We start from the raw sequence: 24,739 nt of genomic DNA on the forward strand, positions 1-24,739 counted from the left end.
CCTACCCGCGGTACGCCTCCAGCAGGCGCAGCCACACCTCGCTGATCGTCGGGAACGCGGGCACGGCGTGCCACAGCCGCTCGACGGGAACTTCGCTGACGACCGCGATGGTCGCGGACTGCAGCATCTCCCCGACGCCGGGTCCCACGAAGGTGACGCCGATCACGGTGCCACGGTCCAGATCGACCACCATACGGGCCTTGCCGCGGAAGCCCTCCGCGTACTGGACGGCGCCGGCCACGCTCAGGAAGTCGTTGTCGACCACCTGGATCCGGCGCCCGGCGTGATCCGCCTCCTGTGCGGTCAGGCCGACGAAGGCGACCTCGGGATCGGTGAAGACCACTTGGGGCACGGCCTCGCTGTCGGCGGTCGTGACGTGGGCACCCCATTTGCCGTCGTCGAGCGGTTCGCCGTGGACGCGCGCTCCGATGACGGCGCCCGCGATCCGGGCCTGGTACTTGCCCTGATGTGTCATCAGCACGCGGTGGTTGACGTCGCCGACGGCGTAGAGCCAGCCGTCCTCCACGGCAGTCACCCGGCAGGTGGCGTCGGCCCGCAGCCAGTCGCCCGGGGTGAGGCCGATGGTCTCCAGACCGATGTCGTCGGTACGTGGCGCGCGTCCGGTCGCGAACAGGATCTCGTCCGCGACGAGTTGCTCACCGTCCGCCAGGGTGATGCGCGCCCCGCCGTCGGGTCCGTCCTCGCGTGCCACGGACGTGACGGAGGCACCGAAGCGCACGTCCACGCCCGCCTCGCGCAGTCCCTCGGCGACCAGCTCCCCGGCGAACGGCTCCCGGCCCGCGAGCAGACCGCTGCCACGGACCAGCTGCGTGACCTCGGACCCCAGCGCACGCCAGGCAGTGGCCATCTCGACCGCCACCACTCCCCCGCCGACAACGACGAGACTCCCGGGCACGGCAGAGGAACTGGTGGCCTCACGACTGGTCCAGACACGTACCCCGTCCAGGCCCGGAAGGTCGGGCACCGCGGCGCGGGTGCCGGTGCAGACGGCTACCACGTGCCGGGCGGTGAGGCGTACGGTGCCGCCGTCGGGGGTGGTCACCACGACCTGGCGGGGGCCGTCCAGGCGGCCATGGCCTCGCACGATGTCGACGGAGACCGAGTTCAGCCATTCGACCTGGCCGTCGTCCTGCCAGTGGAAGACGATGTCGTCGCGGTGCGCCAGGACCGCCGGCACGTCCAGTGGTCCCGCCACCGCCTTCCTCAGCCCGGGCACGCGGCGGGCGTCCGCCCGCGCCAGAACCGGCCGGAGCAGCGCCTTGCTGGGCTCGCAGGCATAGTACGAACACTCGCCACCGAGCAGCTCGCTCTCCACGATCACTGTGCTGAGCCCGGCCGCCTTGGTCCTGTCGGCCACGTTCTCACCGACGGGACCCGCGCCGATGATGACGACGTCGTAGGTACGGGAGGTGTCGTCCACTGCTGCTCCTGCGTCTCTCTTCCGCTTTCGCGGGTCCGTGTCACGGCGCGCGCGGGGTCACCGTCCGGGGAGCCGTTCCGTGACTTCCTGGAGCACCCGTCCGTTGCCGTCCGGGTCGCTGAACGAGGCGAACGATCCGTAGCTCCGGCGCTCGGGCCCGGGGCCGCTGACCCGTCCCACTTCCCCGGCGTGGTGGAACACGCCGCCGGCGTCATGGAACTCCCCGTTCATGTCGGCTCCCCGTTCCTGCAGTTCGGACCGGGCCGCCACGATGTGATGAGCCACCCGGAACCCCTCGTCGTCCGAGTGGTCGACGTCCGGACGGGAGCCCAGGCCCTCGTGGAAGGCCTTGGCGCGGTCGACGTCCAAAACGGGTAGCACGACGACTTCGAACGTCAGGGCCATCTGGTCATCACCTTCCCTCGGGTGCCGGCCACGCGCCCCGGATCCGGGCCGGGGCCGACGCCTTGACGACCGCCCCGTGCGATCGCGGACGCGCGTCGCCGCGGGGAAATGCCGACTACGCCTCCAGGTCGAGGCGCACGACGGCACCGATTTCGACGAGCTGTTCCGGCAGCACGAGGGCGACCACGCCCATCACGGTGCTCGTGGGGCGGTGCTCGGCGAAGTACTCCGCGTGGAGGCGGGCGAGCACCTCGAAATTCCGCCGGAGGTCGACGATCAGCGCGGTGGTCTCGACGACCTGGTCGCGGGAGGCTCCGAACTGCCGCAGGACCTTGTCCAGGTTGGCGAACGTCGTCCTGACCTGGAGTTCGAAGTCGTCGGCGCCGACGAACGCACCGGCCTCGTCGTGGGACAGCTGTCCCGAGATGTACAGGGTCTCACCTGCCTGGAGTGCCTGGCTGAAGCCGAAATGGGATTCCCAGGGCATGCCGAAACCGTACTTTTGAGCCTGGACAGTCATTGACATCTCCATCGATCCAGGTAATGCCGCAGGACGCTTCCGCGGCGCGGCGTGCCGGAGCTGCACGACCGCCCTTGATCCAGCGCTCGGCCGGAGGCTCCCACGGCGGGGCGCCATTCACTCGACCAGGCCATTTCGAGCCTAGCAACATGTGTCGCCGGGTGCCTTTCGGCCGTCCACCAGCACACCGGGGTTGAGGACCCCGCCGGGATCCAGGACCTCCTTCGCGGCGCGCAGGACCCGGGCGAAGAGTTCCGGGCGCTGGAGGTCGTAGTGGGGCCGGTGATCGCGACCCACGGCGTGGTGGTGGGTGACGGTGGCCCGGTGACGGTGCAGGACGTCGCCCGCGACGGCCTTGAGGTCGTCCCAGACGGCCACCTCGTCGCCGGGCCGTCCTGCGGCGATCACGGTGAAGTAGGGCGCCGCGCCGTCGGGATACACGTGCGTGAGGCGGCAGTTGACGATCGCCGGGTGCCCCGTCGCCTTGAGTGCGGCGGTGCCCACTTCCGTACGGACGGCATCGATCAGCGCGGGCAGCCGGTCCCATGTGGTGGCCGTCTCGAAGGTCTCCGTGACGGCGCCCATCCGGGCGAGGCCGTCCCTCAGGTAGGGCATGCGCAGGAAGGCGGAGCGCCATGCCCCGACCGCCTCGTCGGCCGGTGCGCCCGGGGTCGTGGCGCCGGCCCCGGTCCGGCCGCCGTGGGCGCGGGCCAGTTCCAGGGCCTGGCCGAGGCGGCCCTCCACGGGAGCGGCCGGCGACTCGAAGCCGAGGACGAGCACCGCGCTGCCGTCCTGGGCGGCACCGGAGAGCGCGGCCTCTCCGGGATCGAGCAGCCGGCAGTTGGCGGGCGCGAGGTCCGACTGGGCGAGGGCACGCACGGCGCGGAGCGCGGTGCGGAACCCGGTGAAGGACACCGAGGCGGAGGCCTTGTGGCGAGGGCGTTCCTGCACACGCATCCACGCCTCGGTGATGACGCCCAGGGTGCCTTCGGAGCCTAGGAAGAGGCGGTCGGGTGAGGGGCCGGCGCCGGATGCGGGCAGCCGCCAGGAGGTGCTGGTGCCGGCGGGGGTGACGACACGGAGCGACTGCGCGAAGTCGTCGATGTGGGTGCGCACGGTGGCGTAGTGCCCACCGGCCCGGGTGGCCAGCCAGCCGCCGAGGGTGGAGAACTCGAAGCTCTGCGGGAAGTGGCGCAGGGTCAGCCCGTGCGGGCGCAACTGCCCCTCCAGGTCGGGGCCGAGGACACCGGCCTGCATACGGGCGGCACGGCTGTCGGTGTCGATCTCCAGCACCCGGTTCATGGCGGTCAGGTCCAGGGACATCACCGCGCGGTGCTCCTCGCCCCGGTACTCGACGCCGCCGACGACCGAGGAGCCGCCGCCGTAGGGGATGACGGCCACGTGCCGCTCACCGGCCCATTCCAGCAGGTCGGCCACGTCCTGGTCACGGGCCGGGCGGGCGACCAGGTCGGGGATCCGCCCCGGCCGGCCACGCAGGGCGCGCGCGACGTCGCGATAGGCCTTGCCCATCGCGTGGGCGGCGCGCGCCTCGGGGTCGTACGTCACCAGGTGGGCGAGGCTGCGCGGCGCGTCGACGGCCGGGCTGCCGACGCGCAGGCCGGCCACCTCGGGCCGGGGCAGCGGGCACGCCAGGGTGCCGGGGACGAGGGCGCCCAGCGCCCTGCATGCGGCGTCGTCCGGATGGGCGTCCACCCACCCCCATCCCCACCAGGAACGGGTTCGGGACGTGCGCGCCATGGTCTCGTCGGGCATGGGCCGGCTCCTTCACTGAACTTACCAGAAGGTAAATTACCTAGTGGTAAATTGCTTTCATGGCAACCCCTTCCGCGCGAGCGGGCACCAAAGGCGTCCCCAGGGCACAGCGTGAGCAGCAGATCATCGCCGCGGCCACGGAGGAGTTCGGCCGCCGCGGCTACGAGGGCACCTCACTCGCGGCCGTCGCCGCCCGGGTCGGAGTCACCAAGACGCTGCTGCACCAGTACTTCGGTGCCAAGCAGGACCTGTACCTCGCCTGCCTGACCCCGGTCGGCGACCGGATCCTGTCGGCCATCCGGGCCGCCATGGAGGACACCGCCGGCGCGCGTGCCCAGGAGCTGAAGGGCGGCGCGGGCCCGGCCGGCGCGACGGCGTCGCCCACACCGCTGCAGGTGCTGCACGGCCTCTTCAGGGCACTGGAGGGGCAGCGGGAGGCGTGGTTCGTCCTCTACGACACCTCACTGCCCGAGGGCAGTGAGGCCGCCCGCCGCGCACGGCGCTACCGGGCCGCCGTCGACGAGTGTGCGGCACGTGGTACCGCCGATGTCCTGCTGGCAGCCGACTCCTTCGACTCCCTGGACGCCGACGCCCTCCGGTACGCCTGGCAGGGTCTGGCCACGGCCCTCGTGCGCTGGTGGATCAACCATCCCGACGAGTCGGCGGATGCCATGGCCGAGCGCTGCGCCCGCCTGTTCACCACGGCTCGCGACGCACTCGGCGCACAGTCGCGGGCGGTCGCCGGCGGCACACCTCAGGACGTGCGCCGGTGCGACGGGCCGAGGCGAACGTGACGGCCGCCCGCGCCCGTCGGCGTACCTGAATATTCGCTTGCGTGTCCGGCAACCGCTCGGCACCGTGAAACCGGTGAGCGACGAACCCGAGCGATGGACAAAGGCAAGCGTCTACCCCGACATGTGGGTCGACCCCGACGAGGACCCTCGCAACAGCGAGGGAGCAAGCCCGGACGGCGAGTTGGCGACTCTGCAGGATTTCCTCACCGGATATCGCATGACGCTGAGGATGAAGTGCGACGGGTTGGGTCCGCAGGACCTTGCGCGCCGGTCGGTGCCCCCGTCGACCATGTCCCTGCTGGGCCTGGTCCGGCATCTTGCCGAGGTGGAGCGGGACTGGCGCAACTGGATCCGCCCACAGGACCCGGCACCGAAGCTGTACGGAGCGCGCGACGCGGACTTCGAGGGCGCCGCGGCGGAACAGGCACTGGTCGAGGCCGCCTTCTCTGACCTCGCTCGCGAACAGGCCGAGACCGACGCGGCGTTGGCCGAGTACGCGGATCTCGGCACCCGGGTGGGCAAGGAGGGCACGGCCGTCCGGGAGCTGTGGGTGCACCGCATCGAGGAGTACGCCCGCCACTGCGGGCACGCCGATCTGCTCCGCGAGTGCATCGACGGCCGGGTGGGGCAGTAGGCGCCGGGCAGTAGGCGCCGGGCGGGGTGCGCAGCACGGCCGGCCGGACGGCCGAGTCCGGACGCACGTGCGAGGCGTCGTGGGCCGTCCGACGGCCGCCGGCAGCCGGACTCCGGCTCGTCGAAGGCCCCTTCAGCGCCCCGTCGGCGCTCACGTCTCCTCCGGAACCGGCCGTCGCATCAGGTAGGCGGCGGCCGACGAGACGAGGGCGACCATGCACCCGATGAACACCAGCCCCGCGCCCTCCAGGCCGAGCGGGTCCGTCAGCGCCCCCACACCGATCACCGGCACCGAGATGCCCGCGTAGGCCACCACGAACAGCGTGGAGATCACCTCCGCCCGACGGTCCGCGGGCGACGCCTGGGCCACCGCTGCCAGCGCCGCGCGGAACGTCAGCCCCTGGCCGGTTCCGCCGACGAGCGCGCTCAGCACGATCAGCAGGATCAGGTCCCGGTGCAGGGCGCCCGCGAGCAGCGCCAGCCCGGCGAAGAGCCCGGCGCAGCCCAGCGGCAGCGAACGCCGCACGCCGATGCGGCCGACCGCCAGCTGCCCGGCGGTCGAGGAGAAGAAGGCGAGGGCGACGACCAGCCCGCTCACGGCGTGATCGTGCACGTCCAGGGACTGCGCGAGGAACGCGGGACTGACCGAGGTGAACACCCCGAACAGCGCGAAGCCCACGAAGGAGGCGGTCGCCGCGGGTCCGAACACCGCCCGCACCTGAGCGGGCAGGGCGGGCCGCTGCGGCCGTACGGTGCTCAGCGGGGTCCGCTCCCCTACGGTCTCCGGAAGGCGCAGCAGTACGGCGACCGACGCCGCCACCAGCGCGAGGTGCACGGCGAAGGGCAGGTACAGCGGCCAGGCGGCGTACTGCGCGAGCACTCCGGCGAGCAACGGACCGCAGCCGAGTCCGCCCATGTTGGCCGCCGTCGCCACGAACGTGGCCCGCGAGTCGCCCCCGTGCGGGGCGAGTTCCATCACGTACGCGGTGGCCGCGCCGGTGAACAGACCCGCCGACAGCCCTGACAACAGCCGCCCCGCGTATATCCAGTCCAGCCCCGTGGCGCACAGGAAGCACACGGCGCTCGCTGCCGCGAACCCCAGCCCCCACAGCAGCACCGGACGCCGCCCCGCCGCGTCCGAGACGTTGCCCGCCAGCAGCAGCACGCCGATGACCCCGAAGGCGTACACGGCGTAGACGACCGTCACCGTGAACTCGGAGAACCCGAACTTCTCCTGATAGAGGGGATACAGAGGGGTCGGCAGCGTGGTGCCGGCCATGCACACGGCGAAGACCGCCCCCGCGAGCACACACTCACGCCACCGTCGGCGCACGCCGTCCATGCCGCCGAAGGTAATCCCGTGCGCCGAACGGGCACGACCCGGCACGCCAGCACTGCGGGAGAGCGGGCGGGAGACCCACTGAACAGCGGAATCGTCCGGACAGCCGCGCCACGCCGCGGCCTTGGGCCTTCAGGGGGCCGTCCTTGGCCGGCGCGGAGGCGGCGTCCTGCTCCGGGACCGCGGGCGCAGACGCCGCCGGTGGCGGCGTCGCTGAGCCTCCCGGAGGGTCCCGAACGGCGTACTCCGAGCGCCGGGGGCTCGCGCCCGGCATGCGCTCACCGCCCCAGGCGGCTCGGCCCCGGGCGAGCCGCGCGCGGGGCCCGCGAACGGCCCAGGTGCGGGGTCCGCCGGGCTGCGGTCCGTTCGGCGGCGGCCGACAATGGGGAGCGGGTCCCATGTCCGCCCGCCCACGAGACCGCGGCGCCGCCCGAGAGGAGCGTGCTCATGCGCGCTGAGTCTTCGCCGGCCGCGCGCAGGGGAGCCTTCGTCGTGGTCGCCGCCGCCCTCTCCTGCCTCCGGCTCGACTTCTTCCTCGCGCTGAACCTGGCCGTGCGCGGGGTCGCCGGGGAATTCGGCGTCATCGCGCCGGCCGACCGGCGCACGGGCGGGACGCGGATCGCGCGGGGCGTCGGTGGGGGCGTCCTCCCGGTGCACGCCCCCGTGATCACCCATGCGTGCTCCGCCGCGGCCCGGGCTCGTGCCCCGGGGGCTGTCCTCGGGATCGGCGGCGTGGGACCGGCGCCGGGTCCGTTCGCAGGCGGCGGCTGTACCGAAGAGCCGGAGGCGGCGTACGACGCGAGCCTGCGCGCCGGTGGGGCGGTGATGCCGGCGTCCGCGGGCGTGCCGGCCGGGCGTCACCGGTACGGGGCTGCCGCCGGTGCGGCGCCCCTCGAGCCGCGCGCGCCGCAGGACGGGCGCCTGCCGTGACGGGCGGCTCGCGGCGTACCGAGATTCTGCGCCGGTCGGTGCGGGTGTCCCTGTCCGCGGCCGCGGGCTTCTACCCCTTCCTGTACGGAGTCGACCAGCCGGTGGTGGCACTGTACGCGTTGTTCGCGCCGATCTCCCTCGGTCTGCTGTCCTCGATTCCCGGGTCGGGGCGTCAGCGGGCCGAGGTGATGCTGAAGGCCTTGCCGGTGGGTCTGCTGCTGGTGGCGCTGGGGACCGTGCTGGCGGTGCAGACCTGGGCAGCGGTGCTGGGGATGCTCGTCGTGGGGTTCCTCCTGGCCTTCGCGGCCATCGCGGGCCCGCGTCCGGCCGGGGCGGCACCGGGACTCCAGCTCTTCTACATCCTCGCCTGCTTCCCGCCCTACGAGCCGGAGACCCTGTGGCTGCGGCTGGCCGGACTCGCCTACGGCGTGGTGGTGCTTGCGCTGTGCGAGCTGTTCCTGCTGCCGCAGCCGCCCGGCCCGACCTACCGGGCGGCGCTCGCGCGGGCCCTGTCGACCGCCGGTGACACCATCGCGGGACGCACCCACCTGTGCGCCGCCGACCTGCGGGCGGCCGGTGCGCGGCTGCGGCTGTCCGAGACCCCGCCCGCGGAACGCCCGGCCGCCCCGGACCGTGCCGCCCGTGGCCTGGCCCAGGCGGGGTCCGCCACGCGACGGCTGCTCGAACAGCTGGCTCATCTGACCGAGTCCGGCGAACTGCGCGAGCTGGTCCGGGACGGCGCCCGCGAGCATGCCGTAACGAAGACCGGCCGCGGCGTCTGCGACGTGGCGTCCGGCTCGCTGCTGCCGCAGGTGGCCACGTTGTGCCAGGAGACGGCAGCCGCCCTGCGGTCCGGCCGGGCCGCGCCGGGCCCGCAGCGGATGAACGCGGCGATCGACGGCTTCCAGCAACTGCGCATCCGGCAGGTGACCGGCCCCGAGGCCGAGGTTCCACCGGTGGCGGTACTGCGCCGGCAGGCGGCGCTGCTGGCCGTCGCCGAGTCCGTACGGGTCCTGGAGATCTCCGTACGGGTCGCCCTCGACGGACGGCGCACGCCACCCATCGAGCCACGGGAGTTGTTCTGGTACACGCAGGCCTCCACGCCCTACCTGTGGGTGCGCCGGATCGTGGGCAACATGACGCTCCGCTCCGTGCAGTTCCAGAACGCCCTGCGGATCGCGCTGGCCCTCGCCGCCGCACGGCTCGTCGCCGGTTCGCTCGACCTCACCCACGGCTTCTGGGTACTGCTGGCGGTACTGACGCTGAGCCGCACCACCGTGGGAGAGACCTGGGCCGCCATCCGCAAGGCCGTCGCAGGCAACCTCGTCGGCGCCGTCGCGGCCGGCGCCCTGATCATCGGGCTCGGACAGCACACCGAGGCGTACGCCGCGCTCCTCGCGCCGGGCATGCTCGTCGCGTTCGCGCTCGGGCCCCTGCTCGGCATCGCCTGGGCCCAGGGGCTCTTCACCCTCGTGGTCGCCACCGCGTTCGCCCAGATCGCCCCCGCGTCGTGGCACCTGGCCGCGGCACGGATCGTGGACGTCGTCACCGGCAGCGCCATCGGTCTGCTGTGCGCCATGCTCGCCTGGCCGTCCGGTGCCCGGCGCGAGGTCCGCCGGACCATGGCCGGACTGCTGCGGGAATGCGGCCCGCTGGTCAAGGGCACCGTCGCGGCGCTGACCGCCGTGCCGCCCGGCTCGGCCCCCGCTCCGCCGACGCTCCCCGCCCTGCACCGGCTGCGCCTGGCCGAATCCGCCTATGCCCAGTACCGCAGCGAGCCTGCGGGCAGCGCGCCCAGCACCATGGACTGGCACGCGGTGCTCATCGCCGCCAACCACATCCTGCTCGGTGCCCAGTGGCTGCCGCGCGTCGACCTGCCCGCCAGGGCGCTTTCCGAGGAAGCCGCCGAGCGAGCGCGGTCCGGCGCCCGCGCGCTGGCCGACACCATCGACCGCCTCGCCGCCCTGTGCGCCGCCGGCGACCCGCCCCGGCCGGAGCGGGCCGGGACGCCGGGCAGCCGGCCGGGGTCGGCCGTCCCGCCGCCGGACGGGACGCGCGCGGACATGGCGGAACCGGCCGCATCCCGCCCGGACACCCCTCAGCCCCCGCCCGGTCAGCCGGCCGAGAAGCGCCCACCCCCACGGCCGGACGAGGCACGTGCGGACATCGGGGAGCCCGCCAAGTCCCCTTCGGACACGGCGCAGCCACCGCCTGGGCAGCCGGCAGAAAGTCACCCACCCCCACAACCGGACGAAACACGTGCCGACGTCGAGGAGCCGACCGAACCCCGCCCGGACACCCCCCGGCCCCCGCTCGGACAGCCGGCCGAGAAGCATCCACCGCAGCCGGACGAGACGCGGCCCGCCTCCTCCCGGCGGAGACCCGCCCGTGCGCAGTCTCCCGCGCCGCCGGACGAGACCCGGCCCTCGCCCCCGTGGCCGGACACGCGGCGACCGGCACCCCCTCAGCCGCAGGAGGGGCCGCCGGCGGCCCCTCGGCCCGACCGGACGCCGCTGCCCGCGATGGTCGACCTCGACGTATGGCTGCGCAGCCTCACCGCTCAGCTCAGCCGGATCGAGGCCGCCCTGCCCGAGACGTTCCTCCGGGCGGGGCAGGGTACGGCGCACGCCGACGCGGCCGGGCCGGCGTCCCGCCCCGGCGGGCAGGGAAGTTAGGGCGCGCACGGTGACCAGCCGGAACCTCCACGCCGCGCTGCGGCCTCCGTCCCCCCGCCGGGGATGGGTGTGGTGGCTGCCGCTCGTCGCGGTGGCCGTCGACGTGCTCGCCGAATTCGCCGTTCAGGGGCGGGAGCCGGTGAGTTTCATGCTCATCGCCGTCCCCCCACTGGCCGCGGCGACGCGCGGGCCGAGGGGCACCGCGCTGTCGGCCGTGGTGTGCCTGGGCCTGGAGATGTGGATGGCCGCCCGCCGCCCGGGCCACTTCGACGAGCAGCATCACATCGCCATGTATGTCGCCACGCTTCTCATCGGGGTCGCGAGCGTCGCACTGTCCTGGCAGCGGGAGCGGACTCGCCGGCACCTCATCCGGGCGAACTCCGTCGCCGAGGCCATGCAGCGAACCCTGCTGCGCCCCGTACCACGCCGGCTGGGCCCCGTACGCGCCTTTGCCTTCTACGAGGCCGGAGAGGGCGGCACACTCGTCGGCGGTGATCTGTACGACGTGTGCGAAACGCCCTTCGGAGTGCGGGCCATCATCGGTGATGTCCGCGGCAAGGGGCTGAACGCCGTCCAGACCGTGGCGGCGGTGCTGGGCAGTTTCCGGGTGTCCGCCCACGAGTGGCAGAGTCTGAGCAGCCTGGCGGAGCGGCTGGAGCTCAGCATCGCGCGCAACAGCCCGGCCGGCGACGACGGCGACCCCGAACTGTTCGTGACCGCGCTGGTGATGGAGTTCCCGGCGGACGGCGGCGAGGTCCGCATCGTCGACCGGGGCCACCCCGCTCCGCTGGTGATCGGCCCCGAGGGGGCCCGGCGACTGGTCACGGCGCCCGGGCTGCCGCTGGGACTGGGCGGGCTCGCGGGGCGGGAGGACGACACGACGGTGCACGCGCTGGCCGCCGGGGAGGTGCTCGTCGTCTACACCGACGGGATCAGCGAGGCACGCGACGCGGACGGCGTCTTCTACCCGGTGATGGAACGTCTCACGGCACGCTTCCGCGGCGAACGCACCCCCGCGCCCGAGACGGTCGTCTCCTTCCTTCGCACCGACTCCGGGCAGTGGTCGGCCCGGTCGGACGACGACGACCGAGCCGCCCTCGCTCTCTCCCTGGCCGCCCCGGCCGTCCACATCCCGGCCCGTACCAGCCTCTCTCCCCCTTGACCTTCTAAGTCTCATTACGCAACTCTACTGCCATCGAGCCTTGCCGACGAGGAGGCGAACACGATGGAGTGGACGGGTGCGCGGTATGCGGACACCCCGACGGTCGAGGTCACCACCTGGGTCGATGCCCCACCGGAGCGCGTCTGGGAGCTGGTCTCGGACGTGCAACGCATGCCGGGCACGAGCGTGGAGCTGCAATCGGTGGAGTGGGTCGACGGCGCCGTCGGGCCCGGCGTGGGGGCGCGCTTCCTGGGACGCAGCGCGCATCCCGATCTCGGGGAGTGGGAGACCGTGTCGACCGTCGTCGAATGCGAACCCCCGAGGGTGTTCGCGTGGGCGGTCCTCGACCCGGAGAACCCCACGGCCGTGTGGCGGTTCCGGCTGACCCCGAAGGACGACGGGACCGAACTGTCGCAGTGGGTGCAGATGGGTCCTGCCCCCTCCGGGCTGTCCTTGGCCATCGAGGCGATGCCGGACAAGGAACAGAAGATCGTGTTCGTGCGCATGAGGGAGTTCGAGCGGAACATGACGGCCACGCTGGAGCACATCAAGCAGTGGGCGGAGGCGTGATGCGGACGGCGACGACGGTCGAGGCGGCGAGCTTCGGAACCTGGTCCCGGCAGGCCGACTTCGTCGTCGAGGCGGAGAAACTCGGGCTCGGCATCTGCTGGGTGGCCGAGGCCTGGGGCTCGGACGCCCCGTCCGCGCTGGGCTTCTACGCAGCCCGTACGGAACGGATGCTGCTCGGCTCCGGGATCATGCAGGTCGGCACCCGCACTCCGGTCGCCCTCGCCCAGACGGCCATCACCCTGTCCAACCTCTCCGGCGGACGCTTCCTGCTGGGCCTCGGCCCCTCCGGCCCCCAGGTGATGGAGGGCCTGCACGGCGTGCCGTTCGCCCGTCCCCTGGCCCGCGTCCGCGAGACCGTCGACATCGTGCGGCAGGCGATCGCGGGCGGCAAGATCGCCCACGCGGGCTCGGAGTTCCGGATTCCGTTGCCCGGCGGGGAGGCCGTCCCCATGCGGCTGTCCGTGCGGGCCGAGCACCCCGTCCCGCTGTATCTGGCCGCACTGTCACCGGCCATGCTCAAGCTCACCGGGCAGGTGGCGGACGGCTGGCTCGGTACCAGCTTCGTCCCCGAAGGCGCGGCCGAGGCCTACTTCGCCCCGCTGCAGGAGGGTCTGGCCGCCGCCGGGCGCAGCCGCGCCGACTTCGACGTCTGCCAGGGCGCGGAAGTCTCCTTCGCGCCGGACGAGGAGGCGCTCGGCGCCATGGTCGCCGGCCGGAAGAAGGAACTCGCCTTCAGTCTGGGCGGCATGGGTTCGGCGTCGACCAACTTCTACAACCGCGCCTACAGCCGTCAGGGCTGGGCCGAGGTGGCGGCGGAGGTACGGGAGCGCTGGCAGAGGGGTGACCGGGACGGCGCCGCCGCCCTGGTGACCGACGAGATGGTGCTCGCCACCACGCTCATCGGCACCGAGGAGATGGTGCGGCAGCGGCTGCGGGTCTGGCGCGACGCCGGTGTGGACACGGTCCGTCTCTACCCGGCGGGCGAGACCCTCCAGGCCCGGCTCGACACGCTCGGCCGGGCGATCGAGCTGGTCCGCGAGGTCGACGGCGAGGCGTCGAGCGCGACCGCGGCACGGCTCGCGTAGCGCTCCGGCACCGGGCGCCGGCCTCAGCGGGGCGGGGCGACGCCGAATCGAGCCTGCACGTCCGGGCGCTTCAGCAGGCGCGCCGGGTAGCCGGGTCCGGTGCGCATGGCCACGTCCGCGTGCCGCAGCGGTTCGCCGCAGGAGGAACACACCACCTGGGGCTGCGTGTCGTGGTCGCAGGCGGTGTGGCGCATCGTCACGGGGACGCCCGCCTCGCCGGCCAGCCAGCGGTCGCCCCAGGCGTTGATCGCGGCCAGGACGCCGAAGAAGTCGCGGCCCTTCTCCGTCGGCAGGTACTCGTGGCGGACCGGCTCGGTCCGGTAGACGCGGCGCTCCAGGAGCCCCGCGTCCTCCAGACGCCGCAACCGGTCGGCGAGGGTGTTGCGGGCGATGCCGAGCGAGCCGATGAAGCCGTCGAAGCGTGACTCGCCGTAGAAGACCTCACGCAGCACGAGCAAGGTCCAGCCGTCGCCCAGGATGTTCACCGCGCGTGCGATCGAGCAGGGCCAGCCATCGAAAGACGTCCGTCTCATGCGTTCGACCTTAACAGTCTCATGATGAGATGCGGGGTCGCGGCGGACCGCAGGAGATCCCCCCGCGCCATGTGCGGCGCGGTCAGCGGGCCTTCTTCAGGGTGACCTTTCCGGCCTTCTTGGTGAACAGGGCGCCACCCACGCTCATCGACACCAGCACGTTGTACTTCCCGGGCGGCACGCTCGACACGTCGACTCCCTCGGTTCCCGTGGTGAAGTATCCGAAGTCGTAGTTGCCGAGGTCCCCTGGCAGCTTGTGCGGCCGTACGGCGTCCGGGTTCTTCTTCACGCCCAGCGGGAACGCATGGCATCCCTGCCTTCCCTCCAGCACCAGGTAGTAGAAGGCGTGCGTGTCGCGGTCGGCATTCCTTCCGGGCAGGAAGAGAACACCCTCGGCATGGATTCTCCCGTCTCGTTCCTCCGACTTCCCGGCGGAGAAGCACACCCCGGCGGAATCCGTTCCGACGATGCTCCGCTTGACCAGCTTGAGGCCGCCCTTGCCGCCTCGGAAGAGAAGCTCGCAGTCACCACGGACCTGGCGCCGGTCCATCGCGTTCTGCGAGATCAGCCGGGTACGCCGTGCGATCCCCTCGTCCTCGCTCGCGACGCAGACGGAGACGTCGTAGGTGCCCTGCGGGAGTTCACCGAAGGTCAGCTCGCCCTGCGTGGCGAATCCGCCCATGGCGTACTCGCAGAAGTACTCGTCGAAGTAGTCCCGGTAGAGCCTGATCTCCTCGGTGGCCTGAAGCGGGTACGTCCAGGTCTCGCCGTCCTTCTCCAGGACGAGCCGCTTGGTCTCGGCGGTCGGGCCGTCGGGCGACACGCCGGGCAGGAAGGCGTGTCCCTTCAGCCGCAGCCGGCCGTCCGCGAACTCGGCGCGCTGGAGCAGGGCCAGGGCCGTGTCGCGCCGCCGAAGCTCGGCGAGGTACTCGGCGGCCGCCTCCGGGTCCTCGGAGTCGGTGCCTGTCGTGATCTCGCCCCACCGGGGTGCGGCGCCCTCCGTCAGGGAGTACACGATGCTCAGGATCGACGGCAGGGCCTGCCGGACCACCTCGTCGTGCCGTCGCACGGTGGGAGATTTCACGAAGAGGAAATTGAAGTTCTCGTATTCCCGCAGGGCGGGAAGGTAGTGCTTGACTTCCTGCTCGTACTGGTAGTCGCCGGGCGAGGAGATCACGTATATGTTCCGCTTGAAGTCCGTCTTCTCCGCGAGGAGATCCTTCATGACGGCGTCCATGACGGCGACGTTCTCGTCCGGCTGTCTCTCGCCGAGGACCGCGTCTCCGAGCTGTCCGTGGCCCTTCGAATAACTCCCCAGGAAATACTGGGGAGTGGAGGCCACGATGTTCTTGTAGTCGTACTTCAGGCCGTAGTAGAGCGCGGCGCTTCCTCCCTTGGAGGCACCCAGGAGGGTCACCTCGTCCCGGGTCAGCCGCAGCCGCCTCATGTGGTCATCGATGAGGGCCTGTATGGATTCCGTGACGGAGAAGTCCATGTTCCTGGCCACGTAGTAGGAGGCCGCACCGTCGAAGCGGTCACGGATCCTGAGGATGTTGCATTTGACGCTCTCCAGCGCGTTCCCGAAACCGTACGGGCTGCCCACGGAGGAAAAGACGACGAGCAGGTGCCGGTGGTCGCCCTGGGCCGGGCGGAACTGGAACTCGACCGGCCATTTCCCGTGCACCTCCACGCTCTCCTTGTAGGCGCGGTTCCGGTGCGTCGCGTAGTTGGGCGACAGCGGAGGCAGGGCGTTCTTCATGACGGTATGCGGACTCTCTTGCCAGGTGCTCGGACGGGCGACGCTCCGGCGGAGTATACGGAGTGGCCACCTGATGGTCGGCCAGAAGCCGGCAGCTGGTCACCACCGGGTGGCCGCCCGCCGGGGCCGGAGGGGCGGGACGAGGCCCCCACCGGCCCCGGAGCCCCCGGCGGGTCCACGGGGCGAGCCGGATGGCGGGGGCCCGCATGCACGCAGCTGACACCTGAGACGCCTCCCCCCGGCCGGCCACGCACCCGCCCGGTCAACCGCCGGCAGCATCTTGTCCTCGGCAGGCGCCCCGGCGAGGCCGCCGACCGGGTCCCGCGGCGGGCCGCAGGCGAGGCAGACGTACTCGTGCCGGCGTGCCCGCACCCCGCCGCGACGTCGATCACCCCCGGGTGGCGCCGGTGCTGCTCCCCTCGGGCGGTGCCCGTGATTCGTGAGACGCGCCGCTCCGGTTCTCACATATAAGCGCACAAAACAGGTCTTATACATTCATGCAGAAATTTACGCGGCGCACCTTGCTCGGTGCCTCGATCGTGGCCGCCGGATCGGGAACCCTCACCGCTTGTTCCGGGTCCGGCGCACAGCCCGAGAGCGGGGCCACCGGCCGGCGGGGCGCCAGGCACAGCAGCGGCAACTTCATCCCCAAGGGACCCAAGGGATATGTCAACCCGTCCGATCCCGAGGTTCTCGCAGTCGAGAAGAAGCGCGGGGCGGGTCCCGTCCGCAAGTTCAAGCTCACCGCCACCGAGACGACTGTCGACCTGGGCGGGCGGTCCGTGAGGACCTGGACGTACGGCGACTCGCTGCCCGGGAAGGAGATCCGGATCGCGGCCGGCGACGTACTCGAGATGACGCTCGCCAACCACCTGCGCGAGGCGACGACGCTGCACTCGCACGGCATTCGGATGCGCTGCGACATGGACGGCGTGCCGGGCCTGACCCAGCGCTCCATCGGGGCCGGCGAGGACTTCACCTACCGCTTCGCCGTGGAGCATCCGGGCACCTACTGGCTGCACTCGCACTCGGGCATGCAGCTCGACCGCGGCCTGTACGCCCCGCTGATCGTCGAGGACCCCAAGGAGCCGTTGTCCTACGACAAGGAGTGGGTCCTCGTCCTGGACGACTGGGTGGACGGCGTGTCCGGGTCCACGCCGGACCGCGTACTCGCCCAGTTGCACGGCGGCGAGCACGCGCCGATGGACATGGGTGAGGGCGCCCACGGCCCGGAGCGCGGCAAGTCCGCCGGGCCGCACGAGTCGCCGTCCGCCAGGTCCGCCGGTCCGGACCGCGTCCTGCGGGATTCGTACAGCCGCGTCCTGGAGAGCATGGGTGGCAACGTCGACTATCCGCACTACCTGATCAACGGCCGCCTCCCGGAGGCCCCCTCGGTCTACCGGGCCCGCCCCGGGGACCGTATCCGGCTGAGGATCATCAACGCCGGGGGCGACACCGCCTTCCGGGTGGCACTGGGCGGCCACGAGATGACGGTGACCCACACGGACGGCTACCCGGTCGAGCACACGAGGACGGAGGCGCTGCTGCTCGGCATGGCCGAACGCTACGACGTGATGATCACCGCCGGGGACGGGGTGTTCCCGCTGGTGGCGATCGCCGAGGGCAAGGGCGCGAGGACGATGGCGGTGCTGCGCACGAGCAGCGGGTCGATCCCCCCGCCCGACGCGCACCCGGACGAACTCGACGGCATGCTCGTGCCCGCGCGGCGGCTGCGGCCGCACGAGTCCGTCGCCTTCAGCGACGACGAGCCGGACCGTGAGATGCGCATCAAGCTGACCGGTGGCATGGAGAACTTCGACTGGGGCTTCGACCACGAGCCCTACTCCATCGAGAAGCGCATCCCGGTCCGGGAGGGTGAGCGTGTCCGCATCAGCCTCATCAACGCCACGGACATGTGGCACCCCGTGCACCTGCACGGCCACACGTTCGCCCTCACCGGCATCGACGCGGTGGGAGCCCGCAAGGACACCGCCCACGTGCTGCCGCACCGCAAGCTCGTCATCGACTTCTACGCCGACAACCCGGGCCTGTGGATGCTGCACTGCCACAACCAGTACCACTCCGAGTCCGGCATGATGACGATCCTCGGCTACCGCAAGTGACCCTGCCCGCGCGCGTTTCGCGGGACATGGGTACCCGGTGGCTCCCGCTCCGGGATCCCGGCCGCGTGCCGGGACCCGGCCGGGTCGGTCCCCCTCAGGCCGTCCGCTGATGCCCCGCCCTCTGGCGCGGCGCGCGGATCCGTCTCCCACCCCGGTCCTCCTCAGCCGCCCGGGGGTCGTGGCGGCGGTGCGGCACGCGGGGGCCGCCCCCCTCATGGGCCATGTTGCTGACCGTCGGACACACAGCGGCAGCGGCCGGACGCGAAGGAGGCCCCGCGGTGGGTGAGCTGTACATCGACGGCGAGTGGACACAGGCGGCGGCCGGCGAACGGCGGGAGGTGGTCAACCCCTACGACGCCTCCGTGATCACGACCGCCGACGCGGCCGACGCCACCGACGCGGACCGTGCGGCGTGCCTTCCACGAGGAGGACGGGGCCGACGCTCCCTCCCGCCGCCGGGCCGAGTTCCCGCTGCGCGTCCACGACCTGCTGCTGCGCGACAGAGTGAAGAGGATTCACGGACATGCATGGCGTGACGTGCAGTCCGCCGTGCCCGCGCCCCAAGGACACGGGGCTGCCCGGTGTCCCCCGTGAGGTGGACACCGGGCAGCCCCGTGTGCCGGTGGTGGTCACCAGGCGCAGTCGGGCACCCCGGCGATCTTCTCGCCGCCCTGGATGTAGATGTTGTTGACCCAGCCGATCTTCCCGTCCGCCAGCTCGACCAGCGTCCACCAGCGGTTGCTGTATCCGCTGTCGCGGACGGTCTCGCCGATCCGCTGGCAGTGGCCCCTTGCCGTCGTACGGGAGACGGTCGCGACGACGGTGGGGCAGGAGGCGCGCGAGGGGTGGAAGACGCAGTCCGCGTCCGCGCCGTCGTGACGGACGTTCACGTTCGTCGCCCAGATGTAGACGGAGGTGAGGGCCGCCGACGAGTGTGCAGGAGCGGCCGTGGCGGAGGGCCGCTCGGGTGCCGCCGAAGCGGCCGGGGTCAGGGTCAGGAGCCCGGCAGCCAGTGCGGTGGCGGCCATCGCCCTGATCAGACGTCCTGTGCTCATGCTGCTGCCTCCGGTTTCCGGGCGGTTCAGATGTACTCACAGTCGATGGTGGGGTCCGAGGGGCTGTCGACCGGCGCGCCGGGCACCGGACCGTTGTTGGAGCCGCCGCCGGCGTACACCGCCGAGATCCAGCCAAGGGTCCTGCCCGGCGTGATGATCTGGACCCAGTAGGTGTTGGTGTAGGGGCCGTCGGTCACGCGGCCGGCCTCGCCCGCGTCCACCTGGCAGTAGGCCTTGACCCGGACACGGGTGAGCCGCTCGGTGGTGGCGAGGTCGCAGGACGTGCTCTGGCACGAACGCACCCGTACGTCACTGGCCCACACGTACACGGATCCGCTCGGCGGGTGTGCGGCCGCCGGCTGGGCGAGCGTCAGCAGGATCGAGGCGGCGACCACGACGAGACCGGCCAGGGAGCGCAGCGCCCTGAAGGCGGAGCGGCGTCCCTGTCCGTCCTGGTGCCTGCGTACGTCCGTCCGTGGTGCCGTCCTCAGCATGGTGGTGGTCCTTTCCCGGCGGTGGTCGCGGGGCGGCGGGGTTGCCGCGCCGTCCACCCTGCGGACGGGAGGTGATCACCTGCCGTATGACTGCCTCGCCGAGTCGCTCCTCTCGGGCGGGGCCTCAGCGTTCCGGCTCGGCGTGCGGCTCCAGGGGTTCCCGGGCCTCGCGGCTGCCCAGGGCGCGGAAGATGTGGTGCGCCTCCTCCTCCAGTTCGCGCGCCGCCCGGTGCGCTCCCTTGCCCAGTTCCGCGCGGGCGAGGTCGCGCAGGGTGCGGGCACGCCACAGGGGCAGCGCGAGCTTCTCCCACAGGCCGAGCGCCTGCCGCAGCGTCTCGGTCGCGGTCTCCCAGTTCGACGCGGTCAGGTGCCACTCGCCGATGGTGCGCAGGACGAGAGCCTCCCCGAACATGTCCTGGCGCTCACGCGTGATGTCCAGGCACCGGTCGAGACGTTCCCGGGCCTCGGTCAATCGGTCCTGCCGGAACTCGACCTTGGCGAGGGACTGACTCGCGTACATGACACCGAAGGCGTCGTCGGTCTCCTCGAAGATGCCGAGGGAACGGCGCAGCAGGGACTCGGCGCCGCGCAGGTCTCCCCGCGCCCGGTGACACAGGCCCAGTGAGCGCAGCGCCAGGGCTTCGCCGTGCCGGTCCCGGGCGGTCACGTACAGCCGGTGTGCGTGGGAGAGGGCCTCCCACGCCTCGTCGTGGCGGCCCTGGTCCCGGTGCACGCATCCGATGCCGTACAGCACATGGGCCTTCGCCGCGACGTCCTCCGGCTCCCGGTACTGTTCGAGCGCCGAGGTCAGCAGGGTCAGGGCTTCGGCGAAGCGGGCCTGTTCGCGGCGGGCCGCGCCCATGCCGGCCAGCGCCTGCGCGCGACCACGGCGGACGGCCCGCTCCTCGAACAGGCGCAGTGCCGCGGCGAAGAAGGCGTGAGCCTCGTCGAGGCGGTCCTGCTCCAGACGGAGTTGGCCGAGCCCGTTGAGCAGCCAGGCCTCGCCCTCGACGTCACCGCCGCGGCGTACCGCCTCCAGGGCCACGTCATGGGAGCGGGACCAGGCGTCGAACTGGTTGTAGAGCGCCGCGGAGGCGGCCATGAGGGCGGCGGCGAGTTCGCGGGCCGCGTCGGACATGCCGTGCTCGGCGCAGTGCGTCACCGCGGCCAGCAGGCAGCGCTGCTCGGCGGCGAACCACGCGGTCGGCTCGCCCGCCAGGTCCGCGGGTGCGTCCGCCGTGGTGCCCGGGAGGAGACGTGACGCGCCGCCCGGGCCGCGCGCTGCCGCGGCGCGTGCCATGCCCAGCCAGCGTACGACGAGCCTTCGTACCGCCGTCTCGCGCTGTTGCGGGTCCTCGTCGGCCAGGCATCGCTCCCGGGCGTGCTCGCGCGCGAGGTCGTGGATGCGGTAGCGGGTCCGCCCCGTCTCGTCGGTGCGGACGACCTCCACGAAATGGCAGTCGACGAGTCGTTCCACGGCGTCCTCCGCCTCGTGCGCGGAGACGTCGAGGAGCGGCCCGGCGACCCAGGCGGCGAAGTCGGGCAAATCCATCAGGGCAAGGCGGCGCAGGGCGCGCTGCTCCGATGGATTGAGGTCGGCGTAGCCGAGCCCGAGGCTCGCGCGCACCTCGAGGTCGCCCGCCTGCAGTTCGTCGAGGCGGCGGCGCTCGTCCTGGAGGCGGGTTGCGAGCCGGGCCGGCGTCCAGTGCGGGCGGGCGGCGAGCCGGGCGCCCGCGATGCGCACGGCGAGCGGGAGCCGCCCGCACAGGGCGACGATCTCGGCGGCCCGGCCCGTCTCCAGGGTGGGACGGGTCGAGCCCGCCACACGGGCCAGCAGGTCCAGTGCCTCCGGCTGCGAGGGCACCCCCAGATCGAGATGGGTGGCGCCTTCCAGGGCGATCAGCCGGCGGCGTGCGGTGATCAGCACGGCCGAGCCGCCGCCCGGTGGCAGCAGGGGGCGCAGCAGCGCCTCGCTGACGGCGTTGTCGAGGATGAGCAGGACCCGGCGGCGCGCGAGGTGCGTGCGGTACAGGCCGAGGAGGTCCTCCTCGTCGCGGGCCTCGGTGTCGGGGTCCGTCCCGAGGGCGCGCAGCAGCCGGGCCAGGGCGTCCGCGGTCCGCACGGGCTCGAAGTCCGAGGCGCGCAGGTCGACGAAGAGCTGCCCGTCGGGGAAGAGCGCGGCGGTGCGGTGGCCCACGTGGACGGCCAGGGCCGTCTTGCCGGTGCCCGACCTGCCGGAGATCACCCCGATGGGTGGCGCGGTGCGCCGCGGGTCGCGCACCTGTTCAAGGAGGGCGGTCGCCCAGGCGATCTGCTCGGTACGGCCTAGGAAATCGGCTACGTCGGGGGGAAGTTGGGACGGAACGGGCCGGCGGGTGTCGTCATGGGGCTGCTGGGGGGCGTGGGGTGACGGTGTCCCCGGGCCGGTGCCCGGACGGGCCGCCGTCCCGGTGGGTACGTGCCCCTGCCCGGGGGGCGGGACCGCGTGGCGGGCCGGAGCCCCCAGCACCGTCGTGTCCTCCTGGAGCAGGGCCCGGTGCAGGGCCCGCAGTTCCGGGCCGGGGCCGAGGCCCAGCTCGGTGCGGAGCAGGCGGCGGCCCTCGTCGTAGCAGCGCAGTGCGTCGGCGACGCGGCCCGTGCGGAACAGAGCGGTCATCAGCTGGCCGCGCGGGCGTTCCCGCAGGGGGTGGGCGGCGACGTGCGCGACCAGTTCGGCGACGAGATCCGTGCGCCGGTCCAGGTCCAGCTCGGCGGCGAAGCGGAACTCCTGTGCCTGAAGCCGGAGTTCCGTCAGGCGCATGGCCTCGACGCGTGCGAAGCTCTGGCCGAGCCCTTCGAGGGCGTCCTGGCCGCGCCAGAGACTCAGTGCCGACTGGAGGGTCTCGACGGCCTCCTCGGCCCGCCCGCCACGGGCCGCGTTCCGGCCCGCCGTGCACGCCTCCTCGAAGCGCCGGGCGTCGACTGCGGGGGGCGGGAACTCGGCGACGTAGCCCGGGGACCGGGTGCGGATCGCGTCGCCGCCCTCCCTGCCGGCCAGGGCGCGGCGCAGCCCCGACACATGCGTGGCGACGAGCGCCCGCGCGGTGGCGGGCGGCTCCTGCTCCCAGACGAGGTCGACCAGCCGCTCGGCGGACAGCACCTCACCGAGATGCACGACGAGAGCGGCGAGTATCGCTGTCGGTTTCGCACCGTTGAGCGAAATCCGCCGTCCCCCGCTCGACACCTCGACCGGACCCAGAAGGCGAACGTCCAACGTGTCCCCCGAATTCACGTTTCCGCGAGTCAGGGACAACATACCGGCACCTGGGGACAGGCATGCCTGATACCGCACTGCCTTCTTCTCCGGCAGAGCGGTACGGGGGGCCGGATGGCCGGAAATCGCTGGGTGTCCGGTGAGAATTCCTCCCTATTCACGGATGAAGGTGTCCGACTTTCAACCCGGGGACGGAGGTGAGGGCAGCTCCGTATGAGCGCGTCCCGGAGCGGACGCATACGGCCGGCTCCGCCGCACGGTGGCCGCCGCGGCGGCGGTCTGCGGCGCCGGGCTGTCCCTGATCGCGGCCGCCCCGGCCCCGCAGGCGGCGGACACGGCCCGGGTCTACGTCTGGGCGACCGACGTGAGAATGCGCGGGTGCGGCGCGTACTCCTGCCCGCCGTACAGCGGAATCAAGGTCAGCCGGATGTACGTCACGGCGCACTGCCGGAACACGGGTGACACCGTCAGGGACGGTCCGTACGAGAACAATTACCGGGTCCAGGTGGACGCCGGCGGACCCTGCGGCTGGATCGGCGCGGTGTACGTGCGCGGGGGCGGAAATCACGACCCCATTCCCGGAGTTTCCGAGAACTTCGAGGACTGCTTCTGACCAAAAGGCGCCCACGTGCGCGGTGAGCTCCGTCGGGCGGGCGGTGCGGGGCAGTGACGACGGCCATGCGGCCACGCCGCTCCGCGCACCGCCCGCTTCCCGCGCGCCGTGCAGAGGCTTCTGCAGCAGAACTGCATCGATCCTGCAGGGCCCTCCGCCACGCTGTGAGCGTGACGGACATCATCCTGCTTTCGGACCACCGGGTGGCCGGGACCCTAGTCGCCGACAACGGCGAGCCATTGGTCGACGCCCGTGAGCGCACCACGCTGCGTGTCGACGCGCGGAAGGCCGACGACGACGGCTCGTACGCGCATGTCAGGTCCGGCGTCCTGCGCCGGCTGCTGCTCGCCCAGAACGCCCTGCCCTCCGGCGTCCGGCTGCTGATGGTGGAGGGCTTCCGGCCGGCCGCGCTGCAGCGACGCTACTTCGACGAGTACGCGGCCACACTGCGCACCGCGCACCCGGACGCCCGGCCCGACCGGATACGGGAACTGGCCAGCGCGTACATCTCACCTCCGGAGGTCGCCCCGCACGTCAGCGGCGGCGCGGTGGACCTGACGCTCTGCACCGCCGACGGCACGGAACTCCCCCTCGGTACCGAGGTCAACGCCACTCCCGAGGAGAGCGGGGGCCGCTGCCGCACCGGCGCGCCCGGCATCGGCGCCGAGGCCAGGGCCAACCGGACGGTGCTGTGCCGGGCGATGACGGCCGCGGGCTTCGTCAACTACCCGACCGAGTGGTGGCACTGGTCGTACGGAGACCGGTACTGGGCGCTGATGACCGCGGCGCCGGCGGCCGAGTACGGACCCGCCACCCTGAGCCGCCAGTAGAAGCGCGGGTCCCACCGCAGTACGAGACAGACGGATCATCCCGGGGGAACACCATGGAAAGCACCTGTATGGCGCCGACGATGACGGCCAAGCCGGCCGTCGCCGACGAGACCGCGAGCCGGAGCACAGGCCGGGGCGCGGGCACGGCGGCCGTGACCGAGCACATGACGGCGGCCGAGTTCGACGAGGCCTTCACCGCCGTGATGCCGAGACTGCGGCGCCGGCTGCTGGCCCTGACCGGCAATCCGCACGATGCCGACGACCTGCTGCAGGAGACGTATCTGCGGCTCTCCCGGCGGGCGCACGCCCGCAGCCTGGCGCGGCAGCAGCAGCCGTACGCCTACACCTGCGCGGCGGCGCTGAACCTGCTGCGGGACCTGTGGCGGCACCCCTCGCGGCAGGAGCGCTGCACGGACCGGCTGCCGGAGCAGAGCTGGGACGGCGGCTTCGCCGGACGGGAGGCCGAGGCGGTGGCGACGGCGCTGCTGCGCGGTCTGTCGCCGAAGGAGGCGGCCGCCGTGATCCTCGTCGACATCGAGGGACTGACCCACGACATGGCGGGGGAACGGCTCGGCGCCCACCGCGGCACGGTGCAGCGCAACCGGATGCGCGGGCTCGCCAAGATCCGAGCCGCGCTCGACGCATACGAGCCGGCCTCCGCTCCCGTCCCCTCCACGAAGGCCGACGGGCCCGCGGGGCCCACCCCCACGGCGTGACCGGCGGGAGCCCCGAGGCAGACCGACCGACTGCCG

20 protein-coding genes and 1 pseudogene are annotated in these 24,739 nt (G+C 72.5%); 11 read left to right on the forward strand and 10 right to left on the reverse strand.

Annotated elements, in window-relative coordinates; translation table 11 throughout:
* Position 1: 1 nt before the first annotated feature.
* The 4 genes from ACGF8A_RS19265 to ACGF8A_RS19280 all read right to left on the reverse strand — a co-directional run bounded on the left by ACGF8A_RS19265 (position 2) and on the right by ACGF8A_RS19280 (position 4,139).
* Positions 2-1,441: a dihydrolipoyl dehydrogenase family protein gene (locus ACGF8A_RS19265; protein ID WP_393109623.1), complete on the reverse strand. Its 1,440-nt coding sequence runs from the start codon at positions 1,439-1,441 to the stop codon at positions 2-4.
* A 57-nt stretch (positions 1,442-1,498) separates the two neighbouring features.
* Positions 1,499-1,846, reverse strand: a complete 348-nt coding sequence (locus ACGF8A_RS19270; protein WP_393109625.1) for a glyoxalase — start codon at positions 1,844-1,846, stop codon at positions 1,499-1,501.
* Between the two features lie 115 nt (positions 1,847-1,961).
* Complete coding sequence (locus ACGF8A_RS19275) at positions 1,962-2,333, reverse strand: Rid family hydrolase (RefSeq protein WP_393109627.1); 372 nt, start codon at positions 2,331-2,333, stop codon at positions 1,962-1,964.
* A gap of 174 nt (positions 2,334-2,507) precedes the next feature.
* A complete protein-coding gene (locus tag ACGF8A_RS19280) occupies positions 2,508-4,139 on the reverse strand; it encodes an FAD-binding oxidoreductase (protein WP_393109629.1) in 1,632 nt (543 codons plus the stop codon).
* Positions 4,140-4,198: 59 nt separating this feature from the next.
* Here ACGF8A_RS19280 and ACGF8A_RS19285 point away from each other — a divergent pair, with 59 nt between their 5' ends.
* The gene (locus ACGF8A_RS19285) at positions 4,199-4,933 is read left to right on the forward strand and encodes a TetR/AcrR family transcriptional regulator (RefSeq protein ID WP_393109631.1); all 735 of its coding nucleotides are present in this window, start codon (positions 4,199-4,201) and stop codon (positions 4,931-4,933) included.
* A 73-nt stretch (positions 4,934-5,006) separates the two neighbouring features.
* Positions 5,007-5,567, forward strand: a complete 561-nt coding sequence (locus ACGF8A_RS19290) for a DinB family protein (RefSeq protein WP_393109633.1) — start codon at positions 5,007-5,009, stop codon at positions 5,565-5,567.
* A gap of 150 nt (positions 5,568-5,717) precedes the next feature.
* On the opposite strand, the gene ACGF8A_RS19295 is transcribed toward ACGF8A_RS19290, so the two are convergent.
* Positions 5,718-6,908, reverse strand: coding sequence for an MFS transporter (locus ACGF8A_RS19295; RefSeq protein ID WP_393109635.1), 1,191 nt, complete (start codon positions 6,906-6,908; stop codon positions 5,718-5,720).
* Between the two features lie 444 nt (positions 6,909-7,352).
* On the opposite strand from ACGF8A_RS19295, the gene ACGF8A_RS19300 reads away from it, so the two are divergent.
* The 5 genes and pseudogenes from ACGF8A_RS19300 to ACGF8A_RS19320 all read left to right on the forward strand — a co-directional run bounded on the left by ACGF8A_RS19300 (position 7,353) and on the right by ACGF8A_RS19320 (position 13,327).
* Positions 7,353-7,835 carry a hypothetical protein gene (locus tag ACGF8A_RS19300; protein ID WP_393109637.1) on the forward strand — a complete coding sequence of 161 codons (483 nt, stop codon included), beginning with the start codon at positions 7,353-7,355 and terminating at the stop codon, positions 7,833-7,835.
* Positions 7,832-9,880 (forward strand): annotated as a pseudogene (locus ACGF8A_RS19305) (FUSC family protein); the annotation flags it as partial. The gene ACGF8A_RS19300 and the pseudogene ACGF8A_RS19305, both read left to right, overlap by 4 nt.
* A 640-nt stretch (positions 9,881-10,520) precedes the next feature.
* A complete protein-coding gene (locus ACGF8A_RS19310) occupies positions 10,521-11,672 on the forward strand; it encodes a PP2C family protein-serine/threonine phosphatase (RefSeq protein WP_393109639.1) in 1,152 nt (383 codons plus the stop codon).
* Between the two features lie 63 nt (positions 11,673-11,735).
* Positions 11,736-12,242: an SRPBCC family protein gene (locus tag ACGF8A_RS19315; protein WP_393109641.1), complete on the forward strand. Its 507-nt coding sequence runs from the start codon at positions 11,736-11,738 to the stop codon at positions 12,240-12,242.
* Entirely contained in the window at positions 12,242-13,327 is a 1,086-nt protein-coding gene (locus ACGF8A_RS19320) for an LLM class flavin-dependent oxidoreductase (RefSeq protein ID WP_393109643.1), read from the forward strand. Before ACGF8A_RS19315 ends, ACGF8A_RS19320 begins: the two co-directional genes overlap by 1 nt.
* A 23-nt stretch (positions 13,328-13,350) precedes the next feature.
* Here the strand turns inward: ACGF8A_RS19320 and ACGF8A_RS19325 are convergent, their stop codons facing one another.
* Together ACGF8A_RS19325 and ACGF8A_RS19330 are read right to left on the reverse strand one after the other, a co-directional pair.
* Positions 13,351-13,860 carry a winged helix-turn-helix transcriptional regulator gene (locus ACGF8A_RS19325; RefSeq protein ID WP_393109644.1) on the reverse strand — a complete coding sequence of 170 codons (510 nt, stop codon included), beginning with the start codon at positions 13,858-13,860 and terminating at the stop codon, positions 13,351-13,353.
* An 82-nt stretch (positions 13,861-13,942) separates the two neighbouring features.
* Positions 13,943-15,619, reverse strand: a complete 1,677-nt coding sequence (locus ACGF8A_RS19330) for a hypothetical protein (protein ID WP_393109646.1) — start codon at positions 15,617-15,619, stop codon at positions 13,943-13,945.
* 497 nt (positions 15,620-16,116) lie between these two features.
* On the opposite strand from ACGF8A_RS19330, the gene ACGF8A_RS19335 reads away from it, so the two are divergent.
* Positions 16,117-17,742 carry a multicopper oxidase family protein gene (locus tag ACGF8A_RS19335; RefSeq protein ID WP_393109648.1) on the forward strand — a complete coding sequence of 542 codons (1,626 nt, stop codon included), beginning with the start codon at positions 16,117-16,119 and terminating at the stop codon, positions 17,740-17,742.
* A 629-nt stretch (positions 17,743-18,371) separates the two neighbouring features.
* Here ACGF8A_RS19335 and ACGF8A_RS19340 read toward each other — a convergent pair.
* The 3 genes from ACGF8A_RS19340 to ACGF8A_RS19350 all read right to left on the reverse strand — a co-directional run bounded on the left by ACGF8A_RS19340 (position 18,372) and on the right by ACGF8A_RS19350 (position 22,586).
* Positions 18,372-18,797: a peptidase M23 gene (locus ACGF8A_RS19340; protein ID WP_393109650.1), complete on the reverse strand. Its 426-nt coding sequence runs from the start codon at positions 18,795-18,797 to the stop codon at positions 18,372-18,374.
* A gap of 26 nt (positions 18,798-18,823) precedes the next feature.
* Positions 18,824-19,291, reverse strand: coding sequence for a hypothetical protein (locus tag ACGF8A_RS19345; RefSeq protein ID WP_393109652.1), 468 nt, complete (start codon positions 19,289-19,291; stop codon positions 18,824-18,826).
* A 124-nt stretch (positions 19,292-19,415) separates the two neighbouring features.
* Positions 19,416-22,586: a BTAD domain-containing putative transcriptional regulator gene (locus tag ACGF8A_RS19350; RefSeq protein WP_393109654.1), complete on the reverse strand. Its 3,171-nt coding sequence runs from the start codon at positions 22,584-22,586 to the stop codon at positions 19,416-19,418.
* A 217-nt stretch (positions 22,587-22,803) separates the two neighbouring features.
* Between ACGF8A_RS19350 and ACGF8A_RS19355 the strand changes: the two genes are divergently transcribed.
* From ACGF8A_RS19355 to ACGF8A_RS19365, 3 genes are all read left to right on the forward strand, one after another.
* Positions 22,804-23,157: a hypothetical protein gene (locus ACGF8A_RS19355; protein WP_393109656.1), complete on the forward strand. Its 354-nt coding sequence runs from the start codon at positions 22,804-22,806 to the stop codon at positions 23,155-23,157.
* 170 nt (positions 23,158-23,327) lie between these two features.
* Positions 23,328-23,987, forward strand: coding sequence for a M15 family metallopeptidase (locus ACGF8A_RS19360; protein ID WP_393109658.1), 660 nt, complete (start codon positions 23,328-23,330; stop codon positions 23,985-23,987).
* A gap of 164 nt (positions 23,988-24,151) precedes the next feature.
* Complete coding sequence (locus ACGF8A_RS19365; RefSeq protein ID WP_393109807.1) at positions 24,152-24,703, forward strand: RNA polymerase sigma factor; 552 nt, start codon at positions 24,152-24,154, stop codon at positions 24,701-24,703.
* The last annotated feature ends 36 nt before the right edge of the window (positions 24,704-24,739 follow it).

The organism is Streptomyces sp. NPDC047706, assembly GCF_043204795.1.
In the GTDB taxonomy this organism is placed as follows: domain Bacteria; phylum Actinomycetota; class Actinomycetes; order Streptomycetales; family Streptomycetaceae; genus Streptomyces.

Bases quoted from the DNA above. Each gene is read 5' to 3' on its own strand.
- ACGF8A_RS19270 (WP_393109625.1), bottom strand. From the start codon at position 1,846: ATGGCCCTGACGTTCGAAGTCGTCGTGCTACCCGTTTTGGACGTCGAC.
- ACGF8A_RS19350 (WP_393109654.1), bottom strand. From the start codon at position 22,586: ATGTTGTCCCTGACTCGCGGAAACGTGAATTCGGGGGACACGTTGGAC.
- ACGF8A_RS19275 (WP_393109627.1), bottom strand. From the start codon at position 2,333: ATGCCCTGGGAATCCCATTTCGGCTTCAGCCAGGCACTCCAGGCAGGT.
- ACGF8A_RS19335 (WP_393109648.1), top strand. From the start codon at position 16,117: ATGCAGAAATTTACGCGGCGCACCTTGCTCGGTGCCTCGATCGTGGCC.
- ACGF8A_RS19315 (WP_393109641.1), top strand. From the start codon at position 11,736: ATGGAGTGGACGGGTGCGCGGTATGCGGACACCCCGACGGTCGAGGTC.
- ACGF8A_RS19345 (WP_393109652.1), bottom strand. From the start codon at position 19,291: ATGCTGAGGACGGCACCACGGACGGACGTACGCAGGCACCAGGACGGA.
- ACGF8A_RS19285 (WP_393109631.1), top strand. From the start codon at position 4,199: ATGGCAACCCCTTCCGCGCGAGCGGGCACCAAAGGCGTCCCCAGGGCA.
- ACGF8A_RS19365 (WP_393109807.1), top strand. From the start codon at position 24,152: ATGACGGCGGCCGAGTTCGACGAGGCCTTCACCGCCGTGATGCCGAGA.
- ACGF8A_RS19295 (WP_393109635.1), bottom strand. From the start codon at position 6,908: ATGGACGGCGTGCGCCGACGGTGGCGTGAGTGTGTGCTCGCGGGGGCG.
- ACGF8A_RS19325 (WP_393109644.1), bottom strand. From the start codon at position 13,860: ATGAGACGGACGTCTTTCGATGGCTGGCCCTGCTCGATCGCACGCGCG.
- ACGF8A_RS19300 (WP_393109637.1), top strand. From the start codon at position 7,353: ATGCGCGCTGAGTCTTCGCCGGCCGCGCGCAGGGGAGCCTTCGTCGTG.
- ACGF8A_RS19340 (WP_393109650.1), bottom strand. From the start codon at position 18,797: ATGAGCACAGGACGTCTGATCAGGGCGATGGCCGCCACCGCACTGGCT.
- ACGF8A_RS19320 (WP_393109643.1), top strand. From the start codon at position 12,242: ATGCGGACGGCGACGACGGTCGAGGCGGCGAGCTTCGGAACCTGGTCC.
- ACGF8A_RS19280 (WP_393109629.1), bottom strand. From the start codon at position 4,139: ATGCCCGACGAGACCATGGCGCGCACGTCCCGAACCCGTTCCTGGTGG.
- ACGF8A_RS19330 (WP_393109646.1), bottom strand. From the start codon at position 15,619: ATGAAGAACGCCCTGCCTCCGCTGTCGCCCAACTACGCGACGCACCGG.